Origin of the sequence: Luteolibacter sp. (genome assembly GCF_039920825.1) — a bacterium.
Taxonomy (GTDB): domain Bacteria; phylum Verrucomicrobiota; class Verrucomicrobiia; order Verrucomicrobiales; family Akkermansiaceae; genus Luteolibacter.
Genome location: NZ_JBDSCX010000026.1, coordinates 1 through 14,212 on the forward strand (window position 1 = coordinate 1; position 14,212 = coordinate 14,212).

Annotated in this window: 10 protein-coding genes and 1 pseudogene; 6 read left to right on the forward strand and 5 right to left on the reverse strand. The window is 56.5% G+C overall.

Annotated features, from left to right (window positions below):
* Positions 1-57 precede the first annotated feature (57 nt).
* The 3 genes and pseudogenes from ABIQ96_RS06450 to ABIQ96_RS06460 form a co-directional block, all read right to left on the reverse strand.
* Entirely contained in the window at positions 58-1,962 is a 1,905-nt protein-coding gene (locus tag ABIQ96_RS06450) for a hypothetical protein (protein WP_348213744.1), read from the reverse strand.
* 39 nt (positions 1,963-2,001) lie between these two features.
* A pseudogene (locus ABIQ96_RS06455) lies at positions 2,002-2,163 on the reverse strand (N-6 DNA methylase); the annotation flags it as partial.
* Positions 2,164-3,974: 1,811 nt separating this feature from the next.
* The gene (locus ABIQ96_RS06460) at positions 3,975-4,358 is read right to left on the reverse strand and encodes a GxxExxY protein (protein WP_348213745.1); all 384 of its coding nucleotides are present in this window, start codon (positions 4,356-4,358) and stop codon (positions 3,975-3,977) included.
* A gap of 987 nt (positions 4,359-5,345) precedes the next feature.
* Between ABIQ96_RS06460 and ABIQ96_RS06465 the strand changes: the two genes are divergently transcribed.
* From ABIQ96_RS06465 to ABIQ96_RS06475, 3 genes are all read left to right on the forward strand, one after another.
* Positions 5,346-5,984 carry a fibronectin type III domain-containing protein gene (locus ABIQ96_RS06465; RefSeq protein WP_348213746.1) on the forward strand — a complete coding sequence of 213 codons (639 nt, stop codon included), beginning with the start codon at positions 5,346-5,348 and terminating at the stop codon, positions 5,982-5,984.
* A 114-nt stretch (positions 5,985-6,098) separates the two neighbouring features.
* The gene (locus ABIQ96_RS06470) at positions 6,099-6,221 is read left to right on the forward strand and encodes a hypothetical protein (protein ID WP_348213747.1); all 123 of its coding nucleotides are present in this window, start codon (positions 6,099-6,101) and stop codon (positions 6,219-6,221) included.
* A 155-nt stretch (positions 6,222-6,376) separates the two neighbouring features.
* Entirely contained in the window at positions 6,377-6,772 is a 396-nt protein-coding gene (locus tag ABIQ96_RS06475) for a VOC family protein (RefSeq protein ID WP_348213748.1), read from the forward strand.
* A 563-nt stretch (positions 6,773-7,335) separates the two neighbouring features.
* Here the strand turns inward: ABIQ96_RS06475 and ABIQ96_RS06480 are convergent.
* Positions 7,336-7,779, reverse strand: a complete 444-nt coding sequence (locus ABIQ96_RS06480) for a prepilin-type N-terminal cleavage/methylation domain-containing protein (protein WP_348213749.1) — start codon at positions 7,777-7,779, stop codon at positions 7,336-7,338.
* A 666-nt stretch (positions 7,780-8,445) separates the two neighbouring features.
* On the reverse strand, positions 8,446-8,937 hold the full coding sequence (locus tag ABIQ96_RS06485) for an LURP-one-related family protein (RefSeq protein ID WP_348213750.1): 492 nt from the start codon (positions 8,935-8,937) through the stop codon (positions 8,446-8,448).
* 758 nt (positions 8,938-9,695) lie between these two features.
* On the opposite strand from ABIQ96_RS06485, the gene ABIQ96_RS06490 reads away from it, so the two are divergent.
* The 3 genes from ABIQ96_RS06490 to ABIQ96_RS06500 are packed head-to-tail and all read left to right on the forward strand — an operon-like array spanning position 9,696 to position 14,211.
* Positions 9,696-12,794, forward strand: coding sequence for a response regulator (locus tag ABIQ96_RS06490; protein ID WP_348213751.1), 3,099 nt, complete (start codon positions 9,696-9,698; stop codon positions 12,792-12,794).
* Positions 12,791-13,627 carry a CheR family methyltransferase gene (locus ABIQ96_RS06495; protein ID WP_348213752.1) on the forward strand — a complete coding sequence of 279 codons (837 nt, stop codon included), beginning with the start codon at positions 12,791-12,793 and terminating at the stop codon, positions 13,625-13,627. The genes ABIQ96_RS06490 and ABIQ96_RS06495 overlap by 4 nt, the downstream gene beginning before the upstream one ends.
* Positions 13,624-14,211, forward strand: coding sequence for a chemotaxis protein CheB (locus ABIQ96_RS06500; protein WP_348213753.1), 588 nt, complete (start codon positions 13,624-13,626; stop codon positions 14,209-14,211). Before ABIQ96_RS06495 ends, ABIQ96_RS06500 begins: the two co-directional genes overlap by 4 nt.
* Position 14,212 lies beyond the last annotated feature (1 nt).

The window sequence follows — 14,212 nt, forward strand, 5'->3', positions numbered from 1 at the left end:
GAACCCCGGGCCATCAAAAAGCGGCCGAAGAACTTCAGCTACCTCACCGCAGCCAGGTCAATTTTCAAAGAAATCCCCCATCGCGGTAAACCCCGAAATTTCGCTTAAGTCAGTGCCATTCGGGTCACGACCTTCAGAATCTAAATAAATTCGCAATACTGATTTAAGTCGATTTTCCTCGATTGCTCCGGCGGGACAACTTAGCCGCTCGTCGCCTGACTGTTCCGATTCAACGTGTAACTTCCATGCTAAATACCGATGAATATCGATCAAAAGTTCTCTATTATCTCTGACAATATCACTTTTCTCGGATTCCCTATCAAAAAATAGATCGATGTAGCTATCGTAAAGTGCGGTACGCTTATCCGGCAGAGAAAAGCCCCGTGTATGAATAAGAATTAATAATATCGCGAGCTGCATTGGGTTGCGTGCCAAATCGCGAATATGAGGCTGACTCAACTTATCCTTGAGTATTCGCTTCACATCTGAACTTTCACGACCAACAAGCCTCCTGGCTTTCAGCCATTTTGTTGCGTATTCATCAATTAGCTCTTGAGTAACCGAATTTAAGCTCAGGTAGCGAAATATATTTCTAGGCAGACCAGGGGAATTCTCAAAGGCCGCCGGCCGACTCGTAACGATCACTTGAAAGGATGCTGAAAGGTCTTTAAGACGTTCGGCTCCCTTCACAATTTCAGCGACAACATCGGCTCTGCGTTTTATGTCAGCAACCTCATCAAGACCGTCCATTACTAAAAGAACAGCGCTGAGACGTATTACCGCTTGAAGATCAGACACGTCAAACTGAGCCCCACCCGATTGATAACGTATCAAGGCTGCGAGAAAGCTCTCCAGAGATTTATTCCACACTGCGATGGGGATTTCTTCCGCTTCAGGGGTGAAGGGATTTCTCCGGATCAGCCATGCGGCGAAATCCCTCAGATCGACCTTGATTGGCAAACGTACAGGTGCAGTCTGGTGGCCTTGCGGAATCTGACTCAAATCGGACCTCTTATTGAGAAGTCGCATTCGGTGCACTTGGCAAATATACTGTGTAATAGTCGATTTTCCTTGTCCGGGCGCACCCTCAATAACAGCAAATGGAAAATCATCGGCCGCGGCCTGGGATAGCGCGAATGTCGCGGCACCAGTTCCATTTGCGCCCATCCTCCGAGCATAAGCCATTCTTTCATCCAAAACCAAAATCGACTCCTCTCCCCCACCCGTAATATTGTGGGACCAATACTCCATTTGCATTTCATGGCCAAACCGAGACCAGTGCTCAGAGGTGTGCCATGGAGACCTTTGACTGAAATTGATGGGAACATCAATAAAAAGATCAAGCAGTCTGTTATCCAGATCGACTTGCTTAAATTTTACATATTGGTCGATCCCATACTGTGTGGTTACGAATGCATGAACTGCGCTTGCACGCCTCTCTTTTGACTCTGACAGACTACTCTCTATAATTAGCCTAATTAGGTCTGGCCCTGTCATCAATTCAGGATAAGCCCACTTCAAATCCCAAGCCGAATCAAGTCGGCGGCTCAAATCATTTCTCCATAAACAAATAGACTTTATCCCGAGTTCTTCGGTAAGTTTCTTATTTACGATGTCAATGCTCCCAGAGTCGAGATGCGCAGTACCCGGGATGTTGGTCATAAGCACGAAAAACTTAGCGCCTGCACGAATCTGAATTTTCACTTTTGGTGCTTCACTCGCAATTATTCCAGCAAGCCATTTGTGCGGATCAGTCTCCAAAAATGGATTGCGGACGTATTTCACCTGAAACATTGCGAACTCTTTTCCCCTGTCGATATCGAAATATATTTGAGTCGCATCTCGCCCACCGTCAGGTTGAGCAACCGGGAAGCACTGCACTCCAGGGTATTCCTTTACAAGCAAGGCTTGGCAGAAAAGTTGGAATTTTTCTGGGTTCAGATTTTCATAAGGATAGTCCATGTTATTTGACTGATTTCGTGGTTAATTTTTATTTCGGTTCAGCCAGTCAATTAGATCCGCCTCGATCAGGGCGCGGCGGATGTCCCCCTCGCCGCCGGAATTCGAACTCATGGAGCTATTGGTCAGCAGCAGGGCCATCGCGCCATTCGGCGCGAGGTGGTGGAGCATGTGCTGGCCCCAGGCGAAGTTGGAAGAATCGGAAGAGTTTACCGCAAAGGCGCAAAGGTCGCCAAGGAACGCAGAGGTAGAGCTTGGAGGGTTCATGGGGCGCCCATGCCCGAGGATGTCCTTCGCGTTGTAGCGCCGGTCTTTGACCGTCAGGCCGGGGACGGTGTGCTTATATACAGCGGCGTCTAGGTTGGAGCGCAGCCGGTCGGCGGCGGTCCAGAGCTTGATTCGCGCCCCCGCGCGAACCCTCCGGGCGACGTTTGAGGGTCGTCCATGTCGCTCCGCTCCATTCATATCGAGCTCGCGGAGGAAGGTCTGGGAATCGGACGGGGGCATTTTGCATCGCCAGACTAACAATCAAAGGCTTGGCGGGAAGGAGAATCTTGGGGGAAGTGCCGGAAGACGTTTCTAGCTGGCAGTGTTCAGTTTTTAGGAGGGAAAAGGACTGGCGAAACCACTGGCTGGATTGGCCGGGGGCAACGCAGGCAGGAAAAAGCAGCAGAAGCTGGGACGAGACGTCCCCGCCCCCTATGGGAAGAAGCCGGACGAGGGCGTCCGGGCTCCTCATGGAAGATTCGCAGGATTCGCTCGATTCGCGGTGCCTTTGAAAACCATCCATCGGTTCGGCTTTGCGTTTCTTCGCGGCTTCGCGGCTGGGGGTTCCAGAACGGGGAGCGAGACGCTCTCTCAACGGACTGGGGCGGAACGCCCGCAGCCACCTTGGGAGCAGCCGGGTGGGTCCGATCGGAGGCGGAAAATTGAGCCAAGCAGAGGCTGCGGTGATCCGTGGAGCGGCTGGCGTGGTTAAGCCGGGGACTGCCTTGATTCATTTCGGTCCTTCCTTAATGAAGGAAGCGGCTGCGTTCCTTCATTTCGGAGCTTCCTTCATTAAGGAAGGCGCTGCGTTCGTTTGTTTCAGCCCCTCCTTCATCAAAGCAGAGGCGGGGTGAATGGATGGAGCGGCTTCGTTCATGAACGCAGGGCCTGCGGTCATCTTTCGAGGGGCTGCGTGAGTTCATTCCGGGCCGGGCTGGGTTAAGGATGGAGCGGACGTGACTGAATCCACCGCGCTGAACCTGGGCTGGAGCTGATGAATGCGGGTTCTCGCGCAGGGACGCAGGGCCGCGGAGTTTTTTTAGATGAGAGAAAAGCCCATCGGAAAACACCATCAACTCTTCCCGCTGCGCTTCAGCGTCCCTGCGCGAACCACTCTTCTCTGGATAGAAATAGAGGTTCTCGCGCAGGGGCGCAGGGCCGCAGAGTTTTTCAGATGAGAGAAAAGCCCATCGGAAAACGCCATCAACTCTTCCCTCCGCGCCTCAGCGTCTCTGCGCGAGACACTCTTCTCTGGATAGTAAGAGAGGTTCTCGCGCAGAGACACAGGGACGCAGAGGTTTTAAAGATCAGAGCAAAGCGCATTGAAAAACACCATCAACTCTCCCTCTGCGCCTCAGCGCCTCCGCGCGAGTCCTCTTCTCTGGATAGTAAGAGAGGTTCTCGCGCAGGGGCGCAGGGCCGCTGAGGTTTTTAGATGAGAGAAAAGCCCATCAAATCTTCCCTCTGCGCCTCAGCGTCTCTGCGCGAGTCCTCTTCTCTGGATAGTAAGAGAGGTTCTCGCGCAGGGACGCAGGGCCGCGGAGGTTTTCAGATGAGATCAAAACCCATCAAATCTTCCCTCTGCGCCTCCGCGTCTCCGCGCGAGTCCTCTTCTCTGGATAGTAAGAGAGGTTCTCGCGCAGAGCCGCTGAGGCGCTGAGTTTTTCAGATGGGATCGAAGCCCTTCAATTCTCCCGCTCTGCGCCTACGCGCGAGTCCTCTTCCTCGGATAGAAATGCATGGTATTTCTATTCGGGCAGGCCGTTGACCGCCCGGACGATTCCTTCCTTCATAAGCGCGACTCCAAAATTCAGGAGATAGCCGAGCTTGGTGTCAGTGAGCCGGAGGTAGGTTTGGATTTGTTTACGATGGGCCTTCGACAATTGCTCGACTGACTTCAGTTCAAGAATCACTTGGTCGTTGATGACCAGATCCGCACGGAAGCCTTCTTCCAAAAAAATTGTTTTGTAGTGGATCGCTACCGGCACCTGGCGACGGACAGACAACCCTCTTTCCGTCAACTCGTGGGCAAGCGCCGCCTCATAGACGGACTCAAGCAAGCCCGGTCCCAGCTCCCGGTGAACTTCGATCGCGCCGGCAATAACGATGCTTCCAATTTCATTTTCGGTCATGATCTGATAACAAATAACAGAATCGACCGACGTTTCCAGCGCCAAAACCTCCAAGCTTCCGAAACAGCCTGAAAGATGATGAATTCCTATTCTCGCGCAGGGGCGCAGGGCCGCAGAGGTTTTAAAGATCAGAGCAAAGCACATTGAAAAACACCATCAACTCTTCCCTCTGCGCCTCAGCGGCTCTGCGCGAGACACTCTTCTCTGGGTAGAAATAGAGGTTCTCGCGCAGGGACGCAGGGCCGCGGAGGTTTTTCAGATGAGAGAAAAGCCCATCGGAAAACGCCATCAAATCTTCCCTCTGCGCCTCAGCGTCTCCGCGCGAACCACTCTTCTCGGGATAGAAATAGAAGTTCTCGCGCAGGGGCGCAGGGCCGCGGAGGTTTTTTTAGATGAGAGAAAAGCCCATCAAATCTCCCCCCTGCGCCTCAGCGTCTCTGCGCGAGACACTCTTCTCTGGGTAGGAAGAGAGGTTCTCGCGCAGGGACGCAGGGCCGCAGAGGTTTTTAGATGAGATCAAAACCCATCAAATCTCCCCTCTGCGCCTCAGCGGCTCTGCGCGAAATAATCTTCTCTGGATAGAAATTGCCCGGTTTTCATCCGAATTCATCCTGCTTATCGGCGGATGGACGGTTCTTTTTTGATCTTTGAAGACCGCCTATCAGGGAACAATTCCGGCCAGTTAGTCCCGAATCCGGCCATAGCGGAGGAAAATTATTTTTCCAAAACGTGATAGAAATCAGCCAAGAGGGCTGCCGGAGCAGGCCAACCCCTAACATGGAATCCATATGGAGCCTCGGAAAAAACCTCGTTAGCAAAAATCAATGAATTTATCGCGTAGGTCGAAATTTCAAAAATAGTGCCGAAAAAATCAATCGATAAATTTCAACAGTTAGTCTAACTCCATACCGATGACGGATGGCCGCAACGGTTGCTCCGCTGGAAAAGAAAAAGAGACACACCCCAACATCAAACAACACCCGAAATATGACCATCAAACAAACGCGCGTCTCGCTGGCCTTTGCCAGCGGAACTGAAGACAACCTGGACGTCCAGGGAGGCACGGTCCTCGACAAATTCTTCGGCACTACCCCGCCGCCGGCCGATCCGCCGGTGACGCAGGTGCAACTGGAGTCCGGCCTCACCGCGTTCCGTGCATCGAGGATCGCCCGCAAAAACGGGGGCCCCGCGGCCACGGCGGCGAAAAACAACCGCATGGCTGAACTCATCGAGATGATGAAGAAGCTGGCGCTCTACGTGCAGATCAACTGCGGCAACGACATGGAAACCTTGTTAGCCAGCGGCTTCCTGGCGACGAGCACGAACACCGCATCCTATCCCCTGCCCGCGCCGGAAAGCGTCTCGGCCGTGCAGGGAATGAGCGGCGAGATGGTCCTGAAGACCAAACGCATCGTGAACGCGCTGACGTATGAATACCAATACGCCGCGCTGGGCACGACGGGTGAGCCCGAACCATGGAGCATCAGCGGACTCAGCCGCAAGAGCCGCGAAATCACCGTCTCCGGCCTAACACCGGGTGCGATGTATATCTTCCGCATCCGCGCCGTGGGCGGCTCCACCGGGTACTCGGACTGGAGCAACGTGGTGAGCGGCCGCGTGCTGTAATGCGGTCTGAAACAACCGATGGCGGCGATGGACCTCCGGGCCGTCCCTGCCATCGGTATTTTCTGAGAGGGCGTCTGAAAAATGAGGAGCGTCGCCTCGACCATCCACTCCGGGGTGAATACCTCCCCACGGTCGGTGACTCTTTATTTGGATCTCATCAGGTTTTTCACCAAGGCATTTCGCATCGCCACACTAACGGGCGACGGGAAGGAGAAAGTTAGGATAAGTGCCGAGTGAGCAGTGAGCAGTGAGCAGTGAGCAGTGAGCAGTGAGCAGTGAACAGTGAGCAGTGGGGAGATGCCAATTTCCATTTCCCTTCAATCCTCGTTCTGATACTCCGGCAACCGCCCCAGCGGAAAGCTTCCGGCCAACGACCCCACGCCACCCACCCCATGAGCCGCCAGATCATTCTTCATTTCTCCACCAAAGACGTGCCGGGAGCACGGGCGTTTTACACCGCGCTGGGTTTTACGGTGAACGAAGCGGTCAGCAGCGGGTCGTGTGTTTACATCATCATGAGTGACACCATCAGTGTCATGTTCTCGGAGGAGTCCGTGTTTTCCACCTTTTCGCCCCGCGGCCTGTGTGACACTTCCAAGTTTCTTGAGGTGCTGACTTGTCTCACCTGCAGCAGCCGGGCCGAGGTGGATGAGATGATCCGGAAAGCGTTGGAGGCCGGAGGCTCCGTTTTCGAGGAAGCGGAAGATCACGGGTTCATGTATCAGCACAGCTTTCTCGATCCCGACGGCCATGGATGGAACCTGATCCACATGACGGAGTCGCCCTGAGCCCCTTGAAGGAAGAGGTTTCCAGCTGGCAGTGTTCAGTTTTCAGGGAAGAGAAAAACTGGCAAAACCACTGGCTGGAATGGCCGGGGACAACGCAGGGAGGAAAAAGAAGCGGAAGCTGGGACGAGACGTTCCCGCCCCCTATGGGAAGAAGCCGGACGAGGGCGTCCGGGCTCCTCATGGAAGATTCGCAGGATTCGCTCGATTCGCGGTGCCTTTGAAAACCATCCATCGGTTCGGCTTTGCGTTTCTTCCCGGTTGGGGTTCCAGAACAGGGAGCGAGACGCTCCCTCAACGGACTGGGGCGAGACGCCCGCAGCCACCTTGGGAGCTGCCGGGTGGGTCCGATCGGGGGCGGAAATTGAGCCAAGCAGGGGCTGCGAAGTGAGCGAGATGTTTTGAAAGCATCTTCAAATCCGTGCCCATCTGCGTTCATCTGTGGTTCATTCTTCTTTCTGCAATGCCCGGCAAGGATAGGGAAACAGATCGGAATGGATCACAAAAAAACGGCTCCCCCGCCATGAGCAGGTGAGCCGTGAAGTTGGAATCGGATTCCGTTGGAATTACCAGTCGCTGTAGCTGCCGGCAGTCGGCATGTAATACGTGTTAGGAGTCGCGTCCGAGGTGGCGGAACCGGCGACCGTGAGGTAGAGGGTGCCGACAACCGGCACCACCGTTGGTGCGAGGATCGTGTAGGTCAGACCGGCGCCACCTGGATGGAGACCGGCGGTCGGGTTGTTCTGCATGAACTTGCCTGTTCCGAAGATATCGGTGGTAGCCACCGCTCCGCCTTCGGCCACGCCGTTCATGTTCGCAAACGAGCGAACGGCTTGTTGGACGTTACGGATGGTGAGGATGGAGGCGGAACGATCCGAACCCTTCTTCCAGGCGCGGGCACCGATGAAGAGGATGGAGATGAGGGAAAGCAAGACGAGGATGACGACCGTCAATTCGAGGAGGGTCATACCGGACTTTGCTTTGATGCTTGGGGTGTTGGTCAGTTTCATAGTGTTGTATGTTTCTAGTATTTTATTCGGGTGTGTTGTCTTTTGTCTGATAGAGAGAGCCGTTGGAAGGATCAGCATTCTGAGGTCTTCAAATTCGGCGGGCTGTCTCGGAAATTGGTTGGGCCGGAATCGGCAGGTGGTGGGTCGGAAAACTTTTTACCTCGAAGGGTTGGTTATCTGATGTGGCTGATTATTCAGATTTTTTAATTAATTCCTATTACGCAATCGCGTATGCCACCTAGCCTCAAGGATTGGAGGAATTTCGATCCCTCGGAATTCAAGTAACGGAGGGCGATTCCGGGGTCTCCGCGCGGTTCATGAGGGGAGCTTAGCGCCGCGCGGGAACGGCTCAAAGGCTTCGGCGGATCGGAGTCCGCCGCTCCTTGGGGAGCATTTGCGCGGGACGTGATCGGGTCTTGGAAATGAATTCCTGTTCTCGCGCAGGGACGCAGAGGCGCGGAGTTTTTCAGATGAGAGGCCCGTCTAATTCCTCCCTCCGCGGCTCTGCGTCACTGCGCGAGAACCTCCTACTTCGATAGAAATAACCTTACTCGCGCAGAGGCGCAGGGACGCAGAGTTTTTCAGATGAGACAAAAGCCTATTAGAAAAGCCCTGATCTCTTCCCCCTGCGGCTCAGCGGCTCCGCGCGAGAACCTCTACACCATTTCAATGCTGCTTCTTGCCATCGTGGCAGACCAGATCGATCACGACCGCCGTTGCGAGCAACAGCACCGGATCCTCGCCGTCCGCGATTTCGATGCCGTAGCTGTCCGTCCACGAGAACCAGCGCTTGGTGACGACCGCGGCCTGCCCGTTGTGGCCGTTGATCTCGTATTCGTGATCCATGAAATCCCCGCTGGCTTCATAGTCCTCGTTGCCCGGGCCATCGATCTCGAACTTGCAGCGGAAAAACGTAAAGAGCTCCTTGTTGACCTCGGCGGCCCCATGCCCCGGACGATGGATCTGATAGCTCGGCCCCCACGATAGAAGCCGCTGGCTGATAAACGCGAGTTCGTTTCCTGCCATGTCCTGCAAGCTCAGCTTGTCGCCGAAACTGAACGCCCGGCCATCGACCTTGTAACAGTCGTTTCCCGCTCCATCCCGAATCACGAAATCATCGCCCATGCACCAGAACTCCTGCTTCATCACGAATCTCATGAGGCGAAGCTAATCGAACCGGTGCTGCCTTTGCACGCGGTAAATAGGACGCCCTCAAAACAGTCCCCACGATTTTACCGAGACGGGCTACCCCTCCTCCGCGCAGAACCCCTTCGTCAGATAGAATTTCCGGTTCTCGCGCAGAGCCGCAGGGGACGCAGAGGTTTTCAGATGAATTCAAAACTCATCAATCCACCCTCTGCGCCTCTGCGCGAAACTCTCTTCTACGGATACCGGTTCTCGCGCGCGGATGGGCTCGCCCTTTCCAGAGAAAGTTCGCGAGTGAAATGGTGACGCTGCACATTGTGTCGCGGCTGTCTCAGAGGACGCCTGAAAAATGAGGAGCGTCGATATTTTGTCGACTGTTTGAGCCCGACATCCTGTCGGGCGATCCGGGGATGCGCCGGCAGACAGGATGTCCGCCGCAAATAGCGTTCAGAATGAACGCGCTCCTTCTGATTTTTCAGATCGCCTCTCAGCCGGATTACCTACCGACTGAGACAGCCGGAACACATTCGGCTGTCGGAAATGGCGGATCGGGCTGAGTGTATTTTGCAATCAATCCATGCAAAATGCGCGAACAGGATCGTGCAGAATCGGCGCTTTTCCCCGACGAATCATGAGGGAACGCCATCTGCTAATGGGATGAGAACCTGAATCTTGCACAGAGAAGGCCAACGTGTGTCTGATCAAATGGTTTGGGGAAACCCCTGATCTTCGGAGCGCCCCTCCTGTCTGATTCACGCCAAGCACCTCAAATGACCCGGTCCGAAGAAAAATCCTCCCCTGTGATTTCCTGGAGCGTCTGGCTTGCGATGGCGGTGGTGTTCGCCGCGGATTATTTCACCCCCTACGGCGTCGCCATCTACATGGTGTACATGGTGCCGATGGCGCTTTCCTTCTTCTTCTGGCGCGAGCGGATTCCGCTTTGGGTCGCCCTTGTCGGAACAATTCTGATCATCGTCGCCTACTTCACGACACCGGATGGACCCGGCAGGGATTTGTCTGAAGTCCGGCGGACCCTCGCCGTCGTCACCTTGTGGATGATGGCGGGCATCGGCTGCCGTTTCATCAGAATCCGCCTCGCGGCACGGCGTGAGACGTGGCTTCAGAACGGCCAGGCGGAATTGTCCGGAAAGCTGATGGGGGAACTCAATCTGGCGGATCTGGCGGACAACGTGGTGGGGTTTCTGGCGGAATACCTCGACGCCCAGGCCGGAGCCATGTTCGTGGAGGACAACGGCGGCTACCGGCGCACCGGCGTCCACGCGGCCTCGGCGGGCAGCGTGCCCGATTGGTTTTTTCCCGGCGAGGGATTGCTCGGACAGGCGGCGAAGAGCGGCCGGGTCCAGACCATTCACAATGTCCCCGAGGGCTATCTAACGATCGGTTCAAGTTTGGGTAAATCGCTTCCGCGCCATTTGCTGATCGCTCCGTTCACCTTGGACGGAGGCGTGAACTCGGTGTTGGAATTCGGATTTTTCAACCCGATCCGCGAGCCAGACGTGGAACTTCTGAGCCGGGTGGAACCGGTGGTGGCGGTGGCGGTGAGATCCGTGAAATACCGCATGCGGCTGCAGGAGCTTCTGGAGGAGACGCAGCAGCAGAGCGAAGAGGTGCAGGCCCAGAGCGAGGAACTCCGGGTGTCCAACGAAGAACTGGAGGAGCAAGGCCGCGCGCTGCGGGAGTCCCAATCACGCCTGGAACTCCAACAGGCGGAGCTCGAACAGATCAACACCCAGCTCGAAGCACAGACCAAGGTGCTCGAACAACAGAAGGACGGCCTCGCCATCGCCAAGATCAATCTGGAAAACAAGGCACGCGAGGTGGAGCAGGCGAGCCGCTACAAGTCGGACTTCCTGGCGAACATGTCCCACGAACTGCGGACACCGCTGAACTCCTCCCTGATCCTCGCGAAGCTGCTGGCGGAAAACCGCGGCGGCAATCTAACGACCGAGCAGATCAAATACGCGCTCACCATCGAATCCGCCGGCAAGGACCTGCTCACCCTCATCAACGACGTGCTGGATCTCTCGAAGATCGAGGCCGGGCACATGGAGGTGAATCCCGAGCCGGTGAAACTCCAAAGGGTGATGGCCTCCCTGCGCGACACCTTCGACCCGGTCGCTTCCCAGAAATCCGTGGAACTGGTGATCGAAGCGGATGCCTCGGCTCCCGCGGTCATCGAAACCGACCCGCAGCGGCTCGAACAGGTGCTGAAGAACCTTCTATCAAATGCGCTGAAATTCACGGAAGAGGGATTGGTCAAACTGACGATCAGCTCCGTGGCGGATGGTCGGGTGGCGTTCGCGGTAAGCGATACGGGCATCGGCATCGCTCCGGAAAAGCAGCGGGCGATCTTCGATCCGTTTTTCCAAGCGGATGGCACGACCGCCCGGAAATATGGCGGCACGGGACTGGGACTCTCCATTTCCCGCAATCTCGCCCGGCTGCTAGGCGGCGAAATCCAGATTGTCAGCGAGGCGGGACACGGAAGCACATTTACCGTGCTGCTGCCGACGACCCATCAGGGACCCTCGGCGAAAGAAGAAGCCGCCTCCCCCACCCCGGCCATTTCCACTCACGCGCTTCCGTCAGCCGAGGAGCCTCGCAAACAGCGAAGGGCCCTCACTCAAATCCCGGACGACCGCGAGCATCTTACCGGAGCCGGACGCGTGATCCTGGCCGTGGAGGACGACGAGCGTTTCGCGCAGATCGTTTTTGATCTCGCCCATGAACTGAATTTCCAATGCCTCATCGCAACCACGGCGGAAGAGGCGCTGGCCTTGTCCCAACAGTATGTGCCAAGCGCGATCGTGCTCGACGTGGGTCTGCCGGACAATTCCGGACTCATTGTGCTGGAGCGGCTCAAGGCGGACTCGCGCACCCGCCACATTCCGGTCCATGTGGTGTCCGCCGGTGACTATTCAAAAACCGCGATCGCGCTCGGGGCGGTGGGATACATGCTCAAGCCGGTCAAACGCGAACAACTCGCCGAGGCCTTCCGCAATCTCGAAACCCGCCTAACACAAAAAATGCGGCGGGTGCTGGTGGTCGAGGATGATCCCGTGCAGGTCGAGGCGATGCGCGATCTCCTCGGCTCGCGGGATGTCGATGCCGTCTGCGCCCAGACCGCCGCGGAGTGCCTTGAGAAACTGAGCACCTCCACCTTCGACTGCATGGTGCTGGATCTGAGCCTGCCGGATGCCTCGGGCTTCTCGCTGTTGGAAACACTCAGCACCGAGGATTCCTATTCCTTCCCGCCGGTGATCGTCTATACCGGACGGGAGCTCGCTCCGGAGGAAGAACAGCGCCTGCGCCGCTATTCCAAATCCATCATCATCAAGGGAGCGAAATCCCCCGAGCGGCTTCTGGATGAAGTCTCCTTGTTCCTCCATCAGGTGGTGTCGGATCTGCCTCTCGAAAAGCAACGGATGATCGAAAAATCCAACAACCGCGACGCCGCCCTTGAGGGACGACGCATCCTGGTCGTCGAAGATGACGTTAGAAACATCTTCGCGCTCACCAGCCTGCTGGAAGGCCGTGGAGTCACGCTCCGCATCGCCCGCAACGGTCTCGAAGCGATCGCGGCACTGGAATCCACACTGGCAAATCCGGCGGAACAGATCGATCTCGTTCTCATGGACATCATGATGCCCGAAATGGACGGCATCACCGCCATGAAGGAAATCCGCAAGCGGCGGGAATGGGGCAAGCTGCCGATCATCGCCCTGACAGCCAAGGCGATGAGGACCGATCAGGAACAGTGCCTCCAAGCCGGAGCAAACGACTATCTCTCAAAACCGCTCGATGTGGAAAAACTGTTATCGCTCATCCGCGTCTGGATGCCCCGATGAAAAGCTCCGCCGCTGAAACCGAGGAGATCGAGCTGCAACTGCTGCTTGAGGGGATCTATCGGAAGTATCACCACGATTTCCGCTGCTATTCGCCCGCCTCGATGAAGCGCCGCCTGCTTCAGGCGAAGGATCACTTCGGCTGCGAAACGTTTTCCCAGCTCCAACATCGCGTGCTGCATGAACCGGAGACGCTCGGACGGCTGCTGCCATTCCTAACCGTCCAAGTGAGTGACATGTTCCGGGATCCCTCCTACTTCCGGGCGCTTCGCGAAAAGGTGATCCCGCATTTGAGGACCTATCCATCGTTGAAAGTCTGGATCGCCGGATGCAGCGCGGGCGAAGAGCTCTACTCGATGGCCATCCTCTTCCGTGAGGAAGGCCTGGAGAGCCGCACGATTTTCTACGCCACGGACATCAATGGCGAGGCGCTGGAGAAGGCACGGGCAGGAGTTTACGAACTAGACCGGATCGCCCAGTTCACCGAGAACCACCGCCGCGCGGGCGGAAAATCCTCTCTATCGGATTATTACTCGACAGGCTACGGCCGCGCCAAGTTCGATCCGACGCTGCGGAAGCGGGCCGTCTTTTCCGATCACAGTCTGGTCTCCGACGCGGTCTTCGGAGAAACGCAGCTGATCTCCTGCCGCAATGTTCTCATTTATTTCAACCGCGACCTGCAGGACCGGGCCATCGGATTGTTCAGCGACTCGCTCGTCCGCAAGGGCTTCCTCGGAATCGGCTCGAAGGAGAGCCTGCGCTTTTCCACACATTCGACTGCATTTGCCGAGTTCGACCGCGAGGACCGCATCTACCAGAAACGAGGCGAATCATGAACAAATACGCTGCCACACCTCCCGCGGCCGTCGTGATCGGTGCTTCGGTCGGCGCGATCGAAGCGCTGTCCACCATTCTGCCGGCACTGCCTGCCGACTATCCGCTTCCGGTGTTTGTGGTGGTGCATGTGCCGCCGGACAAGAGGAGCCTGCTGGCGGATCTTTTCTCGACGCGGTGCGCCATCGCGGTGAAAGAGGCGGAGGACAAGGAGGCCATCCGCGCGGCGACGGTGTATTTCGCGCCCGCGGACTATCACCTGCTGGTCGAGCCGGATTTCACGCTCTCCCTGTCCAGCGACGAGCCGGTTCTTTACTCCCGACCGGCCATCGACGTTCTGTTCCAATCCGCGGCCGACGCCTACGGGGACTCGCTGACCGGAGTGATTCTAACGGGTGCCAGCACCGACGGAGAGATGGGCCTCAAGGCAGTCTGCCATGCCGGCGGCCGGGCTCTCGTCCAGCAGCCCGCAACCGCGGAAGGAACGGCGATGCCGAAAGCCGCTCTTGCGGCCTGCCCCTCCGCAAGTCCCTTGTCACTGCGGGAAATTGCCTTAGCTTTAAACGCCCTTTCCACTGCCCTTTGAA